This window comes from Dactylosporangium sp. NPDC051484 (assembly GCF_040689395.1).
Classification (GTDB): domain Bacteria; phylum Actinomycetota; class Actinomycetes; order Mycobacteriales; family Micromonosporaceae; genus Dactylosporangium.
On sequence record NZ_JBFAZX010000031.1, the window covers coordinates 69,595 to 85,170 of the forward strand.

Annotated in this window: 12 protein-coding genes; 3 read left to right on the forward strand and 9 right to left on the reverse strand. The window is 69.7% G+C overall.

Annotation, left to right across the window (positions count from 1 at the left end):
• Positions 1-16 precede the first annotated feature (16 nt).
• The 3 genes from AB0367_RS32655 to AB0367_RS32665 are packed head-to-tail and all read left to right on the forward strand — an operon-like array spanning position 17 to position 5,337.
• The gene (locus AB0367_RS32655; protein WP_366230337.1) at positions 17-952 is read left to right on the forward strand and encodes a hypothetical protein; all 936 of its coding nucleotides are present in this window, start codon (positions 17-19) and stop codon (positions 950-952) included.
• A 42-nt stretch (positions 953-994) separates the two neighbouring features.
• A complete protein-coding gene (locus AB0367_RS32660; RefSeq protein ID WP_366230338.1) occupies positions 995-4,516 on the forward strand; it encodes an indolepyruvate ferredoxin oxidoreductase family protein in 3,522 nt (1,173 codons plus the stop codon).
• Positions 4,513-5,337 (forward strand): FCD domain-containing protein, encoded by an 825-nt coding sequence (locus AB0367_RS32665; RefSeq protein WP_366230339.1) that lies wholly within the window; start codon positions 4,513-4,515, stop codon positions 5,335-5,337. Before AB0367_RS32660 ends, AB0367_RS32665 begins: the two co-directional genes overlap by 4 nt.
• A 328-nt stretch (positions 5,338-5,665) precedes the next feature.
• Here the strand turns inward: AB0367_RS32665 and AB0367_RS32670 are convergent, their stop codons facing one another.
• The 9 genes from AB0367_RS32670 to AB0367_RS32710 all read right to left on the reverse strand — a co-directional run bounded on the left by AB0367_RS32670 (position 5,666) and on the right by AB0367_RS32710 (position 15,452).
• Positions 5,666-6,304 carry a SnoaL-like polyketide cyclase gene (locus AB0367_RS32670; protein ID WP_366230340.1) on the reverse strand — a complete coding sequence of 213 codons (639 nt, stop codon included), beginning with the start codon at positions 6,302-6,304 and terminating at the stop codon, positions 5,666-5,668.
• Positions 6,305-7,297: 993 nt separating this feature from the next.
• A complete protein-coding gene (locus tag AB0367_RS32675; protein WP_350546396.1) occupies positions 7,298-7,501 on the reverse strand; it encodes a cold-shock protein in 204 nt (67 codons plus the stop codon).
• 202 nt (positions 7,502-7,703) lie between these two features.
• Positions 7,704-8,150 carry a hypothetical protein gene (locus AB0367_RS32680; protein WP_366230341.1) on the reverse strand — a complete coding sequence of 149 codons (447 nt, stop codon included), beginning with the start codon at positions 8,148-8,150 and terminating at the stop codon, positions 7,704-7,706.
• An 89-nt stretch (positions 8,151-8,239) separates the two neighbouring features.
• Positions 8,240-9,733 carry an FAD-dependent oxidoreductase gene (locus AB0367_RS32685; RefSeq protein ID WP_366230342.1) on the reverse strand — a complete coding sequence of 498 codons (1,494 nt, stop codon included), beginning with the start codon at positions 9,731-9,733 and terminating at the stop codon, positions 8,240-8,242.
• Positions 9,734-9,756: 23 nt separating this feature from the next.
• A complete protein-coding gene (locus AB0367_RS32690; RefSeq protein ID WP_366230343.1) occupies positions 9,757-10,554 on the reverse strand; it encodes an ABC transporter ATP-binding protein in 798 nt (265 codons plus the stop codon).
• Entirely contained in the window at positions 10,551-11,291 is a 741-nt protein-coding gene (locus AB0367_RS32695; RefSeq protein ID WP_366230344.1) for an ABC transporter ATP-binding protein, read from the reverse strand. Before AB0367_RS32695 ends, AB0367_RS32690 begins: the two co-directional genes overlap by 4 nt.
• A complete protein-coding gene (locus AB0367_RS32700) occupies positions 11,288-13,315 on the reverse strand; it encodes an ABC transporter permease (protein ID WP_366230345.1) in 2,028 nt (675 codons plus the stop codon). Before AB0367_RS32700 ends, AB0367_RS32695 begins: the two co-directional genes overlap by 4 nt.
• 131 nt (positions 13,316-13,446) lie before the next feature.
• Positions 13,447-14,613, reverse strand: coding sequence for an ABC transporter substrate-binding protein (locus tag AB0367_RS32705; RefSeq protein ID WP_366230346.1), 1,167 nt, complete (start codon positions 14,611-14,613; stop codon positions 13,447-13,449).
• A 386-nt stretch (positions 14,614-14,999) separates the two neighbouring features.
• Entirely contained in the window at positions 15,000-15,452 is a 453-nt protein-coding gene (locus tag AB0367_RS32710) for a nuclear transport factor 2 family protein (protein ID WP_366230347.1), read from the reverse strand.
• Between the last annotated feature and the right edge of the window lie 124 nt (positions 15,453-15,576).

Here is a 15,576-nt window from a genome sequence, read left to right on the forward strand (position 1 = left end):
TGGCAGAAGGGCCGACGTGAAGACTGGTCGATCGAATCGCGTGTTCACCGACGAGGCGCTGCAGGAGCTGTCGATGTCGCCCCGCGGCCGCCTGCTCCTCCGGCTCGAAGAGTCCAACGTGAACGGTCTGCGCGAGGAGCTGGCGGTGCTCGAACGGGAGCACCACGGCCAGCGGGAGCGCTACCTCGACTGGGTCACGACGATCCTCGACACCGCCGGCCAGCGTCACGGCCGCGACGGCCTGCGCCTCTTGGTGAACCGGACCCTGGCCTTCTTCGCGGCCTATCCGGGCGTCGATCCCGTGCGGGACGAGGCGCCGGCCTCGATGGTCGACGAGGTGGCCGAGGCCGCCGGCCATGGCGACGCGGACAACGCATTGGCAATCTTCGACCGTAGTGAGGCCGAGTGGCGTTCGGCCATCGACGTTCTGCGGGACTGGCTGTCCACATTGCTCTCCCAGGTGTACACCAGCTACGGCCCGGACGAGCTCGAGGCGTTCCACCGCCACCGCGGCGAGGACGCCCTGCGCGGCCTCATGAACGACATCGACCGGCCCGCCGGCGAGCGCCTGGTGAACCTGGTCCTCCTGCTGCAAGGTCACTTCACCGACCTCGTGATCAGCGAGGACGACGAGAAGTTCACGATCGTGCAGGACCCGTGCGGCACGTGCGCCCGCCAGGTCATCGACGGCCGGTTCACGGCCGGGCTCGGCCTCGCGGTCGTCGATGACGAGCACCGGGTGACCTGGGGCGGGCGTCCGACCACCATCTACCGCACCCACGTGCCGATCTGGCACGTGGAGATGGCCCGCGAGCGCCTCGGCGCGCCCTGGCCAGTGAACCTTTGCCCGGCCGGCCTGGACGGCGGCGCCTGCACCATCCTGCTCTACAAGGATCCGCGCGACCCGTCCAGCATGGCCCGGGTGCCCTTGGCCACCGGCGAGTCCGCCTGACGTGAAGTCGTCCATCCCCGCAACGAAGGGCCCGAGACACCCATGACCGACGTGGTGCGCGCGGAGACGCCGGCTGGCCGGCAGCGCGCCGGCTACCAACTGACGGACCGCTACGACGCCGACGACGGCACCGTCGTCCTCACCGGCACCCAGGCGATCACACGCATCCTCCTGGACCGTCATCGGATCGACCGGGCGGCCGGGCTACGCACCGGCGGTCTCGCGTCCGGCTACCCAGGATCGCCCCTGGGTGGGCTGGACCTCACCCTGCACCGGGCGGCCGCCACCCTCGAGGCCGAGGACATCCGGCACGTGCCCGGCGTGAACGAGGAGCTCGCGGCCGCCGTGGTGTTCGGCAGCCAACAGCCGTCGCCCGGCGGGTTCCGGGACGGGCTGCAGGGCGTCTCCGGGCTCTGGTACGGCAAGTCGCCGGGCGTGGACCGGTGCGGTGACGCGTTCAAGCACGCCAACCAGTTCGGCGTGAGCCCGTTCGGCGGCGTCATCGCGGTGGCCGGCGACGACCCGGCGGCGAAGTCCTCGTCGCTGCCGAACCAGAGCGAGACCGCCTTCTACGACGCGCTGATGCCGGTGCTCGTGCCCGGCACCACCCAGGAGCTGCTGGACTTCGGGGTGATCGGGCTGGAGCTGTCCCGCTACTCGGGCTGCTGGGTCGGGCTGAAAGTGGTGACCAACGTGGCCGACTCGGTGAGCTCGGTGAACCTGGCCCACGACCGGCTGTCCCTGCGTCACCCGGCGCTCGAGATCGACGGCGAGCCGTGGCAGCACCGGCAACGGATCGACCTCGTCCCCACGATCCTCGTCGACCGGGAGCGGGACCTGCTCGAGCGCCGCCACCTCGCGGCCGTCGCCTTCGCCGCCGCCAACGGCCTCAACCAGATCGAGGGCGCTGTAGCCGGTGCCGGAACTGACGCCCGGATCGGGATCGTCGCGGCCGGCAAGACCTACTACGACGTCCGGCAGACACTGGCCGATTCCGGCCTGGACGACGCCGGCCTACGCGAGCGGGGCGTACGCCTGCTGAAGCTCGGCATGATCTATCCGCTCGATCCGTCCATCGTGGAGCGATTCGCCGACGGCCTCGAGCACATCGTGGTGGTCGAGGAGAAGCGCGACTTCATCGAGTCGGCCCTGCGCGGCGCCCTCTACTCGACCCCGCACCGGCCCACCGTCGTGGGCAAGCGCGACCGCGGCGGCCGGTTACTCGTACCGGCCTACGGCGAGCTCGGGGTCGACCGCCTCAAGCCCATCCTGCGGCGCGAACTGGGCCTGCCCGAACCGGTCCGGACCGGCGCCCCGTCCTCGGGCCGGATTCCGCTGCCGCTGCTGGCCCGCACGTCGGCCTACTGCAGCGGCTGCCCGCACAACCGGTCCACCGTGCTCCCCGACGGCGCCGTCGTGGGCGGCGGCGTCGGCTGTCACGGCATGTCGTACTTCGACCCCCGGCTGGCCGACAACCAGAAGCTGCCGGTCGTGCCGATGGGCTCCGAGGGCGTGCCCTGGATCGGCATGGCCCCCTTCTCGCAAACCGGGCACATCTTCCAGCATCTGGGTGACGGGACGTTCTCCCACTCGGGCCTGCTCGCGGTCCGTGCCTGCGTCGCGGCCGATGTGAACATCACCTTCAAGATTCTGTTCAACGGCTACGTCGCGATGACCGGCGGCCAGGAGATCGCGGGCGGCATGCCGGTGCCGGCCCTGACCCGCGAGCTGGCCGCCGAGGGGGTCAAGCAGATCATCGTGTGCGCCGACGATCCCGGGCGCTACCGCGGCGTGCGCGATCTGGCAAAGGGTGTCACCGTGCTGCCGCGCTCGGAGGTTCTGGCCGCACAGGAGCGCCTCAGCGCGGTCGAGGGCGTCACGGTGCTCATCTACGACCAGGTGTGCGCGGCCGAGGCCCGGCGGCTGCGCCGCTCCGGCAAGCTGCCCAGGCCCGACCGCCGGGTAGTCATCAACGAACTCGTCTGCGAGGGCTGCGGCGACTGCGGCGTGAAGAGCAACTGCCTGTCCGTCCAGCCGGTCGAGACCGAGCTGGGCCGCAAGACCCAGATCCATCAGACGTCGTGCAACTCGGACTTCAGTTGCCTGGACGGCGACTGCCCGTCCTTCGTCACGGTCCGGACGACGGCGGCCGCAACCCCGAGCCGGCCCCGGCGGCCCCGCGGCGCGGACTCGGGCGAGCTACCCCCCGAGCCGGCGGTCAAGGCATCGGTCAGCGACAAGGCCTACGGCGTCTACCTGGTCGGTATCGGCGGCACCGGGGTGGTCACGGTCAACCAGATCCTGGCCACGGCGGCCCTGCTCGACGGGCTCCACACGGCCGGCCTCGACCAGACCGGGATGAGCCAGAAGGCCGGAGCGGTCGTGTCCCACCTGCAGATCGGCGCCGCCCCGGTCGACGACCGCACCGCCGCGGTGAGCGACGGCCAGGCCGATCTCTACCTGGTGTTCGACATGCTCAGCGGGGCGGCACCGCAGCACCTCGCCCGCACCGATCCGGAGCGGACGGTATCGGTCGTCGCCTCCTCGCTCACGCCGACCTCGGCCGTGGTGACGAACATCGCGACCAGCCTCCCGCCGGCCGACGCGCTGCTGGACCGTATCCGGGGCGCGGTCGGCCGCATCACGGCCGTGGATGTCACCCAGCTCAGCCGCACCCTGTTCGGTGAAGAGACGACGGCCAACGTCCTGCTGCTCGGGGTGGCCTACCAGGTCGGGGCCGTACCGCTGTCAGCCGCCTCGATCGAGGAGGCGATCCGGCTCAACGGCGTCGCAGTCGACACGAACATCGAGGCGTTTCGGGCTGGGCGGCGCCACGTGGCCACGCCGACCGCGCTCGAGGCGCCGGCTGTGACCCGTCGCCTGGGGGCGGCCGGGCTCGATCCGACACCCGGCGCGCGGGAGGTCGCACGACAGCTGCTTGACGCGGCCGACCTGCCGGCCGCGGTACGGGAGATCGGTGAGCTGCGGACCGCCGAACTCGTCGACTACCAGCACGCGCGGCTGGCCGGGCGATACGTGGACGCGGTGCGCCGCGTCGTGACCGCCGAGTCCGAGCGGTTCGGCACGGATACGGTGTCGGTGGAGTTCGCCCGGCATCTGTTCAAACTGCTGGCGTACAAGGACGAGTACGAGGTCGCCCGGCTGCACCTGAAGGTCGACATCGGCGCCCAGGCGTCCGCCGACGGCGCCCGGGCCCAGGTGCGCTACCACATCCATCCGCCGTTCCTGCGGGCTCTCGGCCTGCGCCACAAGCTCGCGCTGGGCGGCTGGATCCGACCGGTCTTCGCGGCGCTGCGGGCGATACGGTCGGTGCGGGGCACGCCGTTCGACCCGTTCGGCCTGGCCGCGGTACGCCGGGTCGAGCGGTCGCTGCCGCAGGAGTACACGGCCGCGGTGCTGGCCGTGCTCCGGGACGACGACCAGGACCGATGCCTGACAGTGGCGCGGGCACCGGATCTGGTCCGCGGATATGAGAACATCAAGCTCGCCAATGCGGCCCGCTTCCGGGCGGTGCTGGCCAGACCCTCCGAGGTGGACGGATGAGGAAGGCGAAGACCATGGCGGACCCCGCTCCGGGCCGCGGCGCGAAGGGCCCGCTGCTGCTGCGTCGCCGGGTCGGCGAGCGCCTCGCCGACGAGCTACGCGACCGAATCCTGCGCGGTGATCTGACCACGGAGAACGGGCTGCTGAAACAGGACGACCTGTTCGAGGAGTTCCGGGTCAGCATGCCGTCCGTTCGCGAGGCCATGCGCACGCTGGAGACGGAGGGGCTCATCACCATCCGCCGCGGCAACCGGGGTGGCGCCGAGGTGCATCCACCCCAGCTCGAACGGGCCGGCTACGTCTTCGGCCTCGTGCTGCAGTCCCGCAAGGTCAGCGTGCACGACCTGGGACTCGCGGTCCGGCACCTCGACCCGATGTGCGCCGAGATGTGCGCGACCCGGCCGGACCGCATGGAGACGGTCGTCCCCGCGCTGCGCGAGATCCACCGCCGGACCGAGGAAAGCCTCGGCGACTTCGCCAAGTTCGTGGCCTGCATGAAGGAGTTCCACGAGGCGCTCGTGCGCAACTGCGGGAACCAGACCTTCGAGCTGCTCTTCGGCATGCTGGAGGGGTTGTGGTATGCGCACGAGGAGGAGTGGGCGGCCCGCACCGTGATGGAGGGCGGACTCCCCGGGAAGGCCGCGACCCGGCGCAGCCTCGACAGCCACGCTGAGCTGATCCAGGCCATCGAGGAGGGCGACGGCCCCGGGGCCGCGACCCTGGCCCGCCGCCACCAGGAGGACACCCAGCCCCAGGCCAATCTCGGCGTGGATCCCGCAGTGGTGGTCAACGCCCAGCTCATCCGGCCCCCGGACTACTGACCGCTCCCCTGTCTACTGTGGACCTTTCGCACGGGTGCAATGGCGCACCCGGCCGGTCCGGTCCCCTTTCGGGGACACCCGTAGGCGTGCAGGCCGATCGGCACCGCCGTCACCGCAGGCTGTGCGCGGTCGCGGCGGACTGTGGCCCTGACCGGCCCTGCCTGGCGCTACGACAGCGCCACGCTGACCTCGGTCGACTTGACCGGCCCGGTGTCGCCTCGGCCGGGTCGCTATCGCTCACCCTCACCATAGGCAGCCGGCCGCCCCGGTGCGGCACAAACGGCGTGACCACCCGGACCGCGCCGGGTGGTCACGCCAGAACGTTCGTTCAGTGCGCGACCGGGCAGCCGCCGGTGAGCTTGCCGAGGAACTGGTTGGGGTCGTAGTAGTGCTCGACCTCCAGCAGCTTCAGGTCATCGGTCAGCTTGGCGACGCTCACGCCGAACATCTCGACCGTCCGGCCGTCGGGCTGGTGGCCGTGGTACTCGCCTTCGAACGCGCCCCAGTGCCGCCACTTGATCGTCACCACCGGCGGCGGGCTGAGCACCTCCAGCACCTCCCAGTAGAACCCGCCCGGGAACGCCTTGTGGAAGATGTGGTGCGAAGACTCAAACGACTCGTCGCTACGGTAGAACGGGCTTTCGCCGATGAGGATGTTGTAGCTGCCGATGTCGGCGATGTCCTGCGCGCTCGCCCACGGTCCGCCGTTGACGTTGGTCCGGAAGCGATCGGTGACCATCGACACCCAGGTCGCCGGGTCCTTCTTGTACGAGACCTCCATCTCGAAGACCTGCACGATCCCTTCGACGATCGCCTCTAGCGAGTCCGAAGCGAACTGGTGCGTTCGTTGGGCGGGCATGACGACGTGCGAGAGGTGGTAGTCAGGGACAGCGTCACGCCAGTGCGCCGGGTCGGTCGCCTCGACGACGGCAGTACGTCCCTGCAGCCACAACGGAGTTTCGGACACGATAGGGGTTCCACCCTTCCAAGGGTCAACAACGAGGGATGACCGGCAGGCCGACCGCCCGCCGGGGCCAGAGGGGCATGCTCACGCGACGGCCGCCGGCTAGCCGGTGCCGGGGGTATGCCGGCACCGCATCGACGCTGGCATTCCGGACGCCAGCTCAAGAGCGGGCCACGTCGCGCCCTGACCAAGGCGGCGCGTCGCGTGCTCGGCGAGCGAGGGAATCCCGAGCGATCCGGCCACCGCCCGGTCACGCACCGTCGAGCGGAGCCGACTGCTGGCATGCGGAGCGGGTGTGACGCCATGGCGGCCCATCGCGGCAAGCACCGTCGACCGCGACACCCCGGCCCGCAGCGCGATCGCCGCCACCGTGGAGTGCTCCCGTGGCCGAACATGCCGCAGGCACGTCACCACGTCGCCGACAACCTCGCCGCCAGGCACACGCGCCCGCCTGCCGCCAGACGTCACAACACTCCCCCGCTCGATAGTCGCAGTGAGACTACCGATATTGGGTCATTGACGAAACCCCGAACCCTGGGTCAATCCTATTGGGGCCCGCCGCTGCCCCTCGCCGGCAGGATCGTCTTCACCATCATCGAAGACCAGCCCTCGGCGAACGCCACCGGCACCGGCAAGAAGGCGCGCAGCGCCAAGGGCGAACACGGACTGGGCGCCGACGCCACGCGGCCATCACTCGATGGACGTCACCGCCGGTTGAGGTTCGATGGATCGCGCCGCCCCACGCGAGGCGTTCCGGCGGCTGGGACTCGGCAAAGGCGAGTTGGAGCTCCGGTCGAGGCCGAGGCGTCGGAGGGCATGCCGCAGCTGGTGGGCACTGGCGTCGGCTCGGGCAGATGGGCAGCCGACCGGCCAGGTGCTGGGCGCGCTGTTCGAGGCGAGGTTTCGCTACTCAAAAACACGCCGGAAACGCCGAAAACGCCGCATGCAGTGCATGCGGCGCTCCGACAGAGCTCAGGGTGTCTTGCCAGGATCGAGTCAGAGACCCCGGACGTTCTCCGCCTGGGGACCCTTCTGACCCTGGGTCACCTCGTACTCCACCTTCTGGCCTTCCGCGAGCTCGCGGTAGCCGGTGCTGGCGATGGCGGAGTAGTGGACGAAGACGTCCGCGCCGCCGTCGTCCTGCTGGATGAAGCCGAAGCCCTTTTCAGAGTTGAACCACTTGACAGTACCGCTTGCCACACTTTCCTCCTGATAGCGGGGACGCCATCCCTCGCCGATCGTCGACGATGAACTTTCGCCCCGCCGTACCATACCTGCTTCCGGCGTGAACCGCGCTACCAGGGTGTTCGTCCACACTCCATCGCGCTCCGTGTGCCACTCCGCCGTCTTGATCAGCGGCCCAGTGCGCGGGTGCACAGGGGCTCGACGACACCTGGCCTCGTCAGAAAGGTGCAGCGTACGGGCGACGTCGCACCTCGTCGTAGACCCTGCGCAGCCAGGGCTGGCGGACCTGCGGCAGTCGCGCGAGGTTCGAGAGGAACACCGCCGAGTCGGGTCGGAAAAGCCCGTCCGGCGTTGCCGGCGGCGGGTCGTCGCGATATGCCTCGCCGGGCATCGCGCCGGCTCCGGGGACTGGCCTGCGATCCTGGCGGAAGGCCGGATACGCCCAGACGTCCCGGGGCAGCCACACCGCCTCGGTTGCCCCGGACGGCGCCCACAACTCGCCGGTCTGCGGGTGCTGCGGGACCAGGGCGATGTCCGCGGCGATGGCCGGCAGACCGGGGCCCGCCGGGGCCAGGGTCCGGGCCGGCAGTCCCGGGATCGTCCCACGTGAGCGTCTGGGCCGGCCGGTCACCGCCGCTGATGCGATGAACCGCCTCAGGGTCAAGCCACACCGGAGGTAGCCGGCGTACCTCCGGTGGGTGGCCCACCGGAGGTACGCTCGACAGTCGGATCGAAGTGGCTCGTTGCGCCCGGTTACCGGATCGGGTTGCGGGCCGCCGTCTGGCCTGCTATCCGCCCGAAGAAGCTTCCGTCGCCGAGGGAGATGCCGCTGCAGTAGCCGTGCACGGCCAGGCCCGCTGACGCGCGGCCCGCGGCGAAGAGCCCGTCGATCGGGCGGCCCTCGACATCCAGCACGTGACCACCGGCATCGGTGCGCAGACCGCCCATGGTGAACGCCTGGATCGGGAACGACCGGTGGCGCAGGTCAAGCACCGCATACGGCGGGCTCAACGGCTGCAGCCACCGGACTCCCTTGTGGAACAGCGGGTCCTCGCCGGCCTCGGCACCGCGGTTGTAGTAGTCCACCGTCTGCTGCAGCGCACCGTCGGGCAACCCGATCTGCTGCTCCAGATCCTGCAGCGAGTCCGACGCCCAGGCCGGGCGCAGCCACGACGACTCCAGGAAGATGTTCTCGTCGACGACGAGATAGCACTCCGAGTGCTGTCGCAGCACCGTCTCGGTGCCGAGCCGGCCGTAGTAGGTGTCCTCGTTGATGAAGCGCTGCCCCCGGGAGTTGACCAGGATCCCCTTGATGAACGAGATGTGCGGGGTGGAGACCAGGGTCGCGTCGATCGCGTCCATGTGGATCGCGTCCGCGCCGAGCATTTGCGCCATCTGGATGCCCAGACCGTCCTGCCCGCCGTGGCCGAGCTTGCCGGCGCCCTGCACGGCGGGCGTGCAGTGCTCGCCGAGCATCTCGTCGTTGTAGACGAAGCCACCGGTGGTGATGATGACGCCACGGGCGGCGCGGACGAAGACGGCGGTACCGAAGCTGCGGGCCGCCACTCCGACCACCCGGCCGGCGTCGTCGACGACCAGCCGCTCCACCCCGGTGTTGAAGACCGTCCGGACACCGGCCCGTTCGGCGGCGGCCAGCAGGCACTTCAGCACCGCGCCCTCGAACAGGTCCTCGGTGCCGTCCGGGTCCCGCGGCATGTGCCCGCGCGGAACCGGCGCGGTCAGCTGATTGAACGGATGTGCCTGCTCTCCCCCGGTCCAGACCAGTCCGCCACCGGCGTACTCCTGCGCTCCCACCTGGACGAAGCCGTCCGGGTCCGGGGTCGCCAGCGGGGTGCCTTCCCGGTCCGGCCCGCTGATCAGCGGTACCCCAGCCTCGAACAGCCAGCGGAAGTGCTCGACGCTGCCGTCGCAGTATCGGCGCAGCTTGTCCTCGTCGACGCCGGGACCGAGCGCGGCGAGCAGGAAGGTGTACATCGCGTCGGCGGTGTCGTGATGCCCCATCGCCTGCTGCATCGGGGTGCCGCCGCCGAGGTACAGGATCCCGCCGCAGGTCCCCTCCGATCCGCCTCCGCGCTCCAGCGCGACGACGCGGTCCGTCACCTCCGTCGCGCCGAGCGCGGCACAGACACCGGCGATGCTATAGCCCACGACAACCACGTCGGTCTCGATGTCCCAGGCTGGTACCTGATCCTGCGTGATCGGCCGGGCCGAAGCCTTGGTCGCCATTCTCATACCTCCAGCGATGATGGTCAGACGTTCGGAGTGGCTCCGAGGTAGAGCCCGGACAGCTCCTGGTCCACTTGCTGCGGAGTGCCGGTCATGGCGACCCGTCCGGTGGTGAGGACCACCGCGGCGGATGCCAGGCCCAGGATGGTGGTGGCGAACTGCTCCACGGCAAGCACGGTGACGCCCTGCGCGGCGATGTCAGCCACCAGGCCGTACAGCGTCTCGACGATCTGCGGCGCCAGGCCCATCGACAGCTCGTCGATGAGCAGGAATGCCGGATCGGCCACCAGCGCCCGGGCCAGTGCCAGCATCTGCTGTTCCCCGCCGGACAGCGTGCCGGCCAGCTGCTTGCGCCGGTGCGCCAGCCGGGGGAACTGGGTGAATGCCCGTTGTTCGATCTCGGCGGTTCGGCGGCCCAGGTGGGTGATGAGGCGCAGATTCTCCTCGACCGTGAGGTTGGGGAACACCCCGCGACCCTCCGGTACCAGGCACAGGCCGCGCCGGGCGAGCTCGTCCGGCGCTGCCTGGTTGACCTCGCGGCCGGCCAGCAGCACCGTTCCGGCCGAGACCCGGTGCAGCCCGGCGATCACTCGTAGCAAGGTCGACTTGCCGGCACCGTTGGGGCCGAGGACCGCGAAGATGCCACCGGCCGGCACCACCAGGTCGATGCCGTGCAGCACCTCGATGGCGCCGTATCCGGCACGGACACCGCGCAGTTCCAGCAACGGCGGGCTCTCGGGCGGCTCCTGCTGCGCCGCGGTGGTCCGGGACGGGTGGGTTGCCGGGCCGTTCAGGCTCACCGGGCTCGCGATGTCGGTCATGCCGTCCTCTCCGGTGCCGATCCGAGATAGGCCGCGAGAACCGCCGGGTCGGTGCGTACCTGCTGAGGTGTTCCGGTCATCAGGACCTGGCCGAGGTTGAGCACCGTGATCGTCGAACATACCTGCATCACCAGGTCCATGTCGTGTTCCACCAGCACGATCGCCAGGCCGTCGCGGGCCAGGCCGGCGAGCAGGTCACCCAGCACCGCGGACTCCTGCTCGTTCAGGCCGGCGGCCGGCTCGTCCAGCAGCAGCAGTCTCGGGTTCGTCGCCAGCGCCCGGGCCACCTCAAGCAGGCGCGCCATGCCGGTGGGCAGGCCGTCGGCTCGTTCGTCGGCGACGTCCAGCAGGCCCGTGCGTTCCAGGGCGGCCCGGGTCTCGGCCTTCGGGTCGCTGTTGTCGCGGGCCCAGCCGCGGCGCAGCTCGGCGGCGGTGAGTACGTTGTCGGCGACCGACAGCACCCCGAACAGTTCCAGCTGCTGGAAGGTCCTGGCCATGCGCAGCCGGGCCCGCTGGTGTGGCACCAGGCGGGTGATGTCCCTGCCGTCCAGCACCACCGTTCCCGTCCGGGGCCGGACCAGGCCACTGACGACGTTGAACAGGGTCGACTTCCCGGCGCCGTTCGGGCCGATCAGTCCCGTGATCTTGCCGGCCTCGGCCGAGATCGACACCGAGTCAAGGGCGGTCACGCCGCCGTACCGGACGGTCACGCCGCGCAGTTCGAGGAGTGTGCTCATCGCCCGGCCCCGATACCCAGGCGCTCGTCGAGCAGGTTCCGTTCATGATCGGTCAGCGGTTGGTCCATGCCGCTCCATTCCCAGGCGATGGTGGCAGTGTTCTCGGCGTGGTCAGCGGACTCCGGTTCCTTCGGGGCCGCCGGTGCACCCCGCCGGCTCAGCTTCGCCAGCCCGCGGCCGATGTCGGCGGCGACCCCGTTGGGCTGTTCACCGAGCCCGAGACCGACCAGGCCCGGCAGGAGCTGCGAGCCGCGGTTGAACAGGGACGACAGGTGGGAGAAGGTGCTGAACAGGCCGAGCGTCACCGCGCCGAACAGGGCGCCGCTGACCATGCCGGCACCGCCGGCCATCATCAGCAGCAGCAGCGGCAGGCTCGCGAAGAACGAGAACTGGGTCGCCGCCGCCTGACCCGACAGCCCGGCCAGCAGCGCACCACCGACGCCGGCCATTCCCGCCGACAGCGCGAACACGCTGAGCTTGACCGTGGTCAGTCGCAGCCCGAGCGTCGCGCACGCGGCCGGGCTCTCCCGCATCGCCAGCAGCATCCGCCCGTACCTAGACCGGCGCAGTGCGACCACGCCCAGGCCCATCAGGGCGAAGACGACGGTCAGGACCACGAAGTAGATCCGGTCGTCGCTGACGTTGACGCCGCCGAGATTCAGCCGGGCGGTCGCTACCGAGCCGGATTCGAACATCGGCACCCGGTAGCCGAACACCGTGATGGACGGCAGGCCGAACAGCCAGAGGTCGCAGAAGCTGGCCACCGCGGCGGTCGACAGCGCCAGGTACAGCCCACGCAGCCGGATCGCCGGCAGTGCGGTGATCGCGCCGCAGATCGCCGCGACGGCGAACGCGGCGATCAGACCGAGCACGTTGCCGTCCTTGGCGGCGTGGGCGAAGGTGAGCGCGCCGACCCCGGCGAAGGTCATCTGGCAAAGCGAGATCTGCCCGCCGTAGCCGAGTAGTGGTACCAGCGAGAGCCCGATGATGCCGAGGCCGAGACCGGTGCTCATCGAGAACAGCGGTTGGGTCGGCAGGACAACGGCCAGGAGCACGGCCACGACCAGCAGGGTGCCCGCGCCGATGACGAACATGCGGTAGGTCGGCACCGGGAAGGACTCCTGGCTGCGCCGGGACGCGTGGCCACGCAACCGCTGGTGTGGCAGCACCAGCAGGGCCAGCAAGAGCACGATGATGGGGATGGTGATGGGGAAGCTCTGCAGCCAGGGCACCGTGGACGTAGGCAGGTAGCCCACCGCGTAGCTCTGTGCCAGGCCGATGACGAGCGCACCGGCGAAGGTCATCGGCAGGCTCCGCAGCTTCCCGATCACCGCCGCCGCGTAGGCGTTGACCACCAGCAGCGTCAGCGGGATCACGGCCAGTTGCAGGTAGGGCGCGATCAGCACGCCGGCCAGTGCCGCGAGCATCGAGCCGACGACCCAGCTGGTCATCGCGGCCCGGTCCGGCCGGCCGCCGTTGAGCAGCACCAGCGACCGGTTGTCGACCACGGCCCGCATGTCCAGCCCGATCCTGGTCCGGTAGAGCAGCAGCCGCAGTCCGACCGCGCACAGCACACCCAGCGCCAGCGTGATCAGCTGGTCCCAGGTCACGAACACGCCGGCGATCTCGACCTTGTTCCCCGCGTAGAACGCCGGGAAGGGCCGGCTGACCTGCGGATCCCAGATCCACAGTGCCGCACCGACGAGGGTCAGCATGACGCCGATGGTCACCGCGAGCTTGGTCGCCTCGGTGGCGTCGGTCAGCTTGCGCATCAGCAGCCGTTCGAGGCCGCAGCCGAACAGCGGCGCGAGGACGAACACCACGAGCGGCAGCGCCAGCCACGTCGGCCAGCCCCAGCCGAACCGCAACTGCCAGTAGGAGAAGGCGGCGAACATGCCGAACGCGCCGTGGGCCAGGTTGAACACGCCGGACGTGGTGTAGGTGACCACCAGACCGCTGGCCGCGATCGAGTAGATGGCCGCCGTCACCAGACCGAAGATCGTGTAGGCGATGAGCTCATGCATCCGGTGTTGACCTCCGGGCGGTCAGAAGTGATCGGATCACGCAGTGGACAGCGGGTCCGGCAGGTCGCCACCCGGGGCCGGGTGACGCGCGGTCCCCGGGTGGCGATGGTTGCTCGTCGACGTACGCAGGATCAGGGCGTTACTGTCGGCGCGTTCTGCGGGTCGCAGTCGTACTTCCCGGCCTCCTTGGGGATGACCTGGGTGTACTTGTCCGCCTCGACCTTCATGACGATCCAGCACTCGGACGTCTTGTTCTCCGACGGGGTGATCTCGCCCTGCAGGCCGCCGCCGGTCCAGTTCTTGACCTTGCCGACCTCGGTCATCACGCAGGCCCGGGTCACCTGCGACCCGCATGCCTTCACCGACTGCGCGAACAGCAGCCACGAGGAGAAGGCGGTGGAGCTGAAGAAGGTAAGCTTGGCCTTCGGCGCGTGCTCCTTCAGGATCTTCAGGAACTGCGCCACCGCGGGAACGGTGTCGGCGGTCTCGAACGGCGTGGTGGGGATGTAGACGTAGTGGTTCTTCGCGACCTTGCCCGCCAGCGTCAGGTAGGTGGCGTCGTAGAGCTGCGGCGGCGAGATCTGGATGTCCGGGTACCAGTTCTGGGTCGACATGGCCTGCTGCAGGCCGGCGACCGCGGTGACCGTGGCGTTGACGAAGAGGAACTTGACCCCGGCGTTCTTCATGGCCTGCACGTACGGGCCCCAGTTGACCTGGCCGCCGGAGCTGTACTGAGCGGTGTAGAGGATCTTCCCGCCGATCTTGGTGATCGCCTGGTTGTACGTGTGCTGTTGCCGGGCGCCAGCGGCGCCATCGGCGTACAGGGTGCCGACCGCGTTCTGGATGCCGGGGTTGTCGGCGAACAGCTGGTGGAAGCCGCCGACGTTCTGCTGCGTGCTCGGGATCGGGTTGAGCGGGACCATGAGCTTGGCGTCGGCGGCCTTGGCACCGACGGTGGCGGCGGTGAAGTTCGGCATCCCGCACTCCACCCAGGTGTCCACGCCGGTGTCGTCGAGGACGCCCATGCTGCCGACCACGGCGAGGTTGCTTGTGCAGCTCGTCTTCACCTGCGGCAGGTAGTTGCTCATCGCGGAATCACGCTTGTCCAGGACCAGCTTGCGGCCGTTGATGCCGCCCGCGGCGTTGCACCAGTTGACGAAGGCGTCGGCCCCGTCGAAGATCGGCTGGAGCAGGCCGGGAGCGGCCGCCCAGCCGACGTCGGCGATGGTGCCGACCCGGATCTCGGTGTCGGTGACGCCGACATCGGTGGCGCCCTTGGCGTCGCCGGCGCCGCACACTTCGCCCAGGGTGCCGAAACTCCCTGCCGATTTGCCCGCCGATGCGCCGGTCGGCGCCGTGCTGTTCTGTGCTGTCGGGCTGGGAGCGCCATGGCCGCCACAGGCGGCAAGCGCTAACAGTAATGCGGGGACGGCGGCCAAAACCGTAGTTCGCTGTCGCATGGCTGACCCCTCTCGGTGTATGACCAGATGGTCGTTGAATCTGCTCGGCGCGAGATGCCCCGGTTCCACTGAATGGCATAGCTGGCATCCCGAACAACGGCGAACCCCCCGCAGCAGGCAGGGGGTTCGCCAACACGCAAAGTTCGCTGAACTCCGCGACTACACCCTCGCCCGCGGCAAGAGGCGGCGAGGCGTGCGGCCGGGAATGTAGGCGAAGCCCGCCGCTAACCGGGCGGTAGCGCTTCCATGTCGACGATCCGGCGGCTGAACCGCCAGGTGCCCGCATAGCGGGTCAGTTCGTCCAGGTACCGGCCGAACACCAGCACGATCGGCCCGGTGTCGCGTTCGTACAGCATCGTGAAATAGGTGCTCGCGGCCGCTCGGTCACCGTCGAGCACGATGGACGGCACCGACAGGAAGTGCTTGTGGTAGACGGCCGGCGCCGACGTGTGCTGGTCGGCGAACGCGATGAGGTTCTCGGTGCCGGTATGCACGAACATCGGCTCGCCCCGGCGGCGCACGTCGAACACCCCGTCCGGGGTGAAGGTGTCGGCCCAGGTCGCGCTGTCGCCGTAGTCGAGTGATTCGGCGTACCGCACCATGGTCCGGGCCACCGCGCGTTCGTCCTCGAGTTCGGCTACCCGACGGCGCAGTTCGGTGATTTCGTCGTCAGCCATCGATACCTCTCTTTTGCCGATCCAGTCCTCTAGTGTCGCGTGATCCTGGTTGTGTTATGTCGGGTTGTCGTTGATCCTGGTGTGATGCTGACCGATGCCCAGACCGCGGAGTTGCGGGCGGTGA

Coding starts and splice junctions, on each gene's coding strand:
- AB0367_RS32660 (WP_366230338.1), top strand. CDS start 995: ATGACCGACGTGGTGCGCGCGGAGACGCCGGCTGGCCGGCAGCGCGCC.
- AB0367_RS32665 (WP_366230339.1), top strand. CDS start 4,513: ATGAGGAAGGCGAAGACCATGGCGGACCCCGCTCCGGGCCGCGGCGCG.
- AB0367_RS32685 (WP_366230342.1), bottom strand. CDS start 9,733: ATGGCGACCAAGGCTTCGGCCCGGCCGATCACGCAGGATCAGGTACCA.
- AB0367_RS32690 (WP_366230343.1), bottom strand. CDS start 10,554: ATGACCGACATCGCGAGCCCGGTGAGCCTGAACGGCCCGGCAACCCAC.
- AB0367_RS32695 (WP_366230344.1), bottom strand. CDS start 11,291: ATGAGCACACTCCTCGAACTGCGCGGCGTGACCGTCCGGTACGGCGGC.
- AB0367_RS32700 (WP_366230345.1), bottom strand. CDS start 13,315: ATGCATGAGCTCATCGCCTACACGATCTTCGGTCTGGTGACGGCGGCC.
- AB0367_RS32710 (WP_366230347.1), bottom strand. CDS start 15,452: ATGGCTGACGACGAAATCACCGAACTGCGCCGTCGGGTAGCCGAACTC.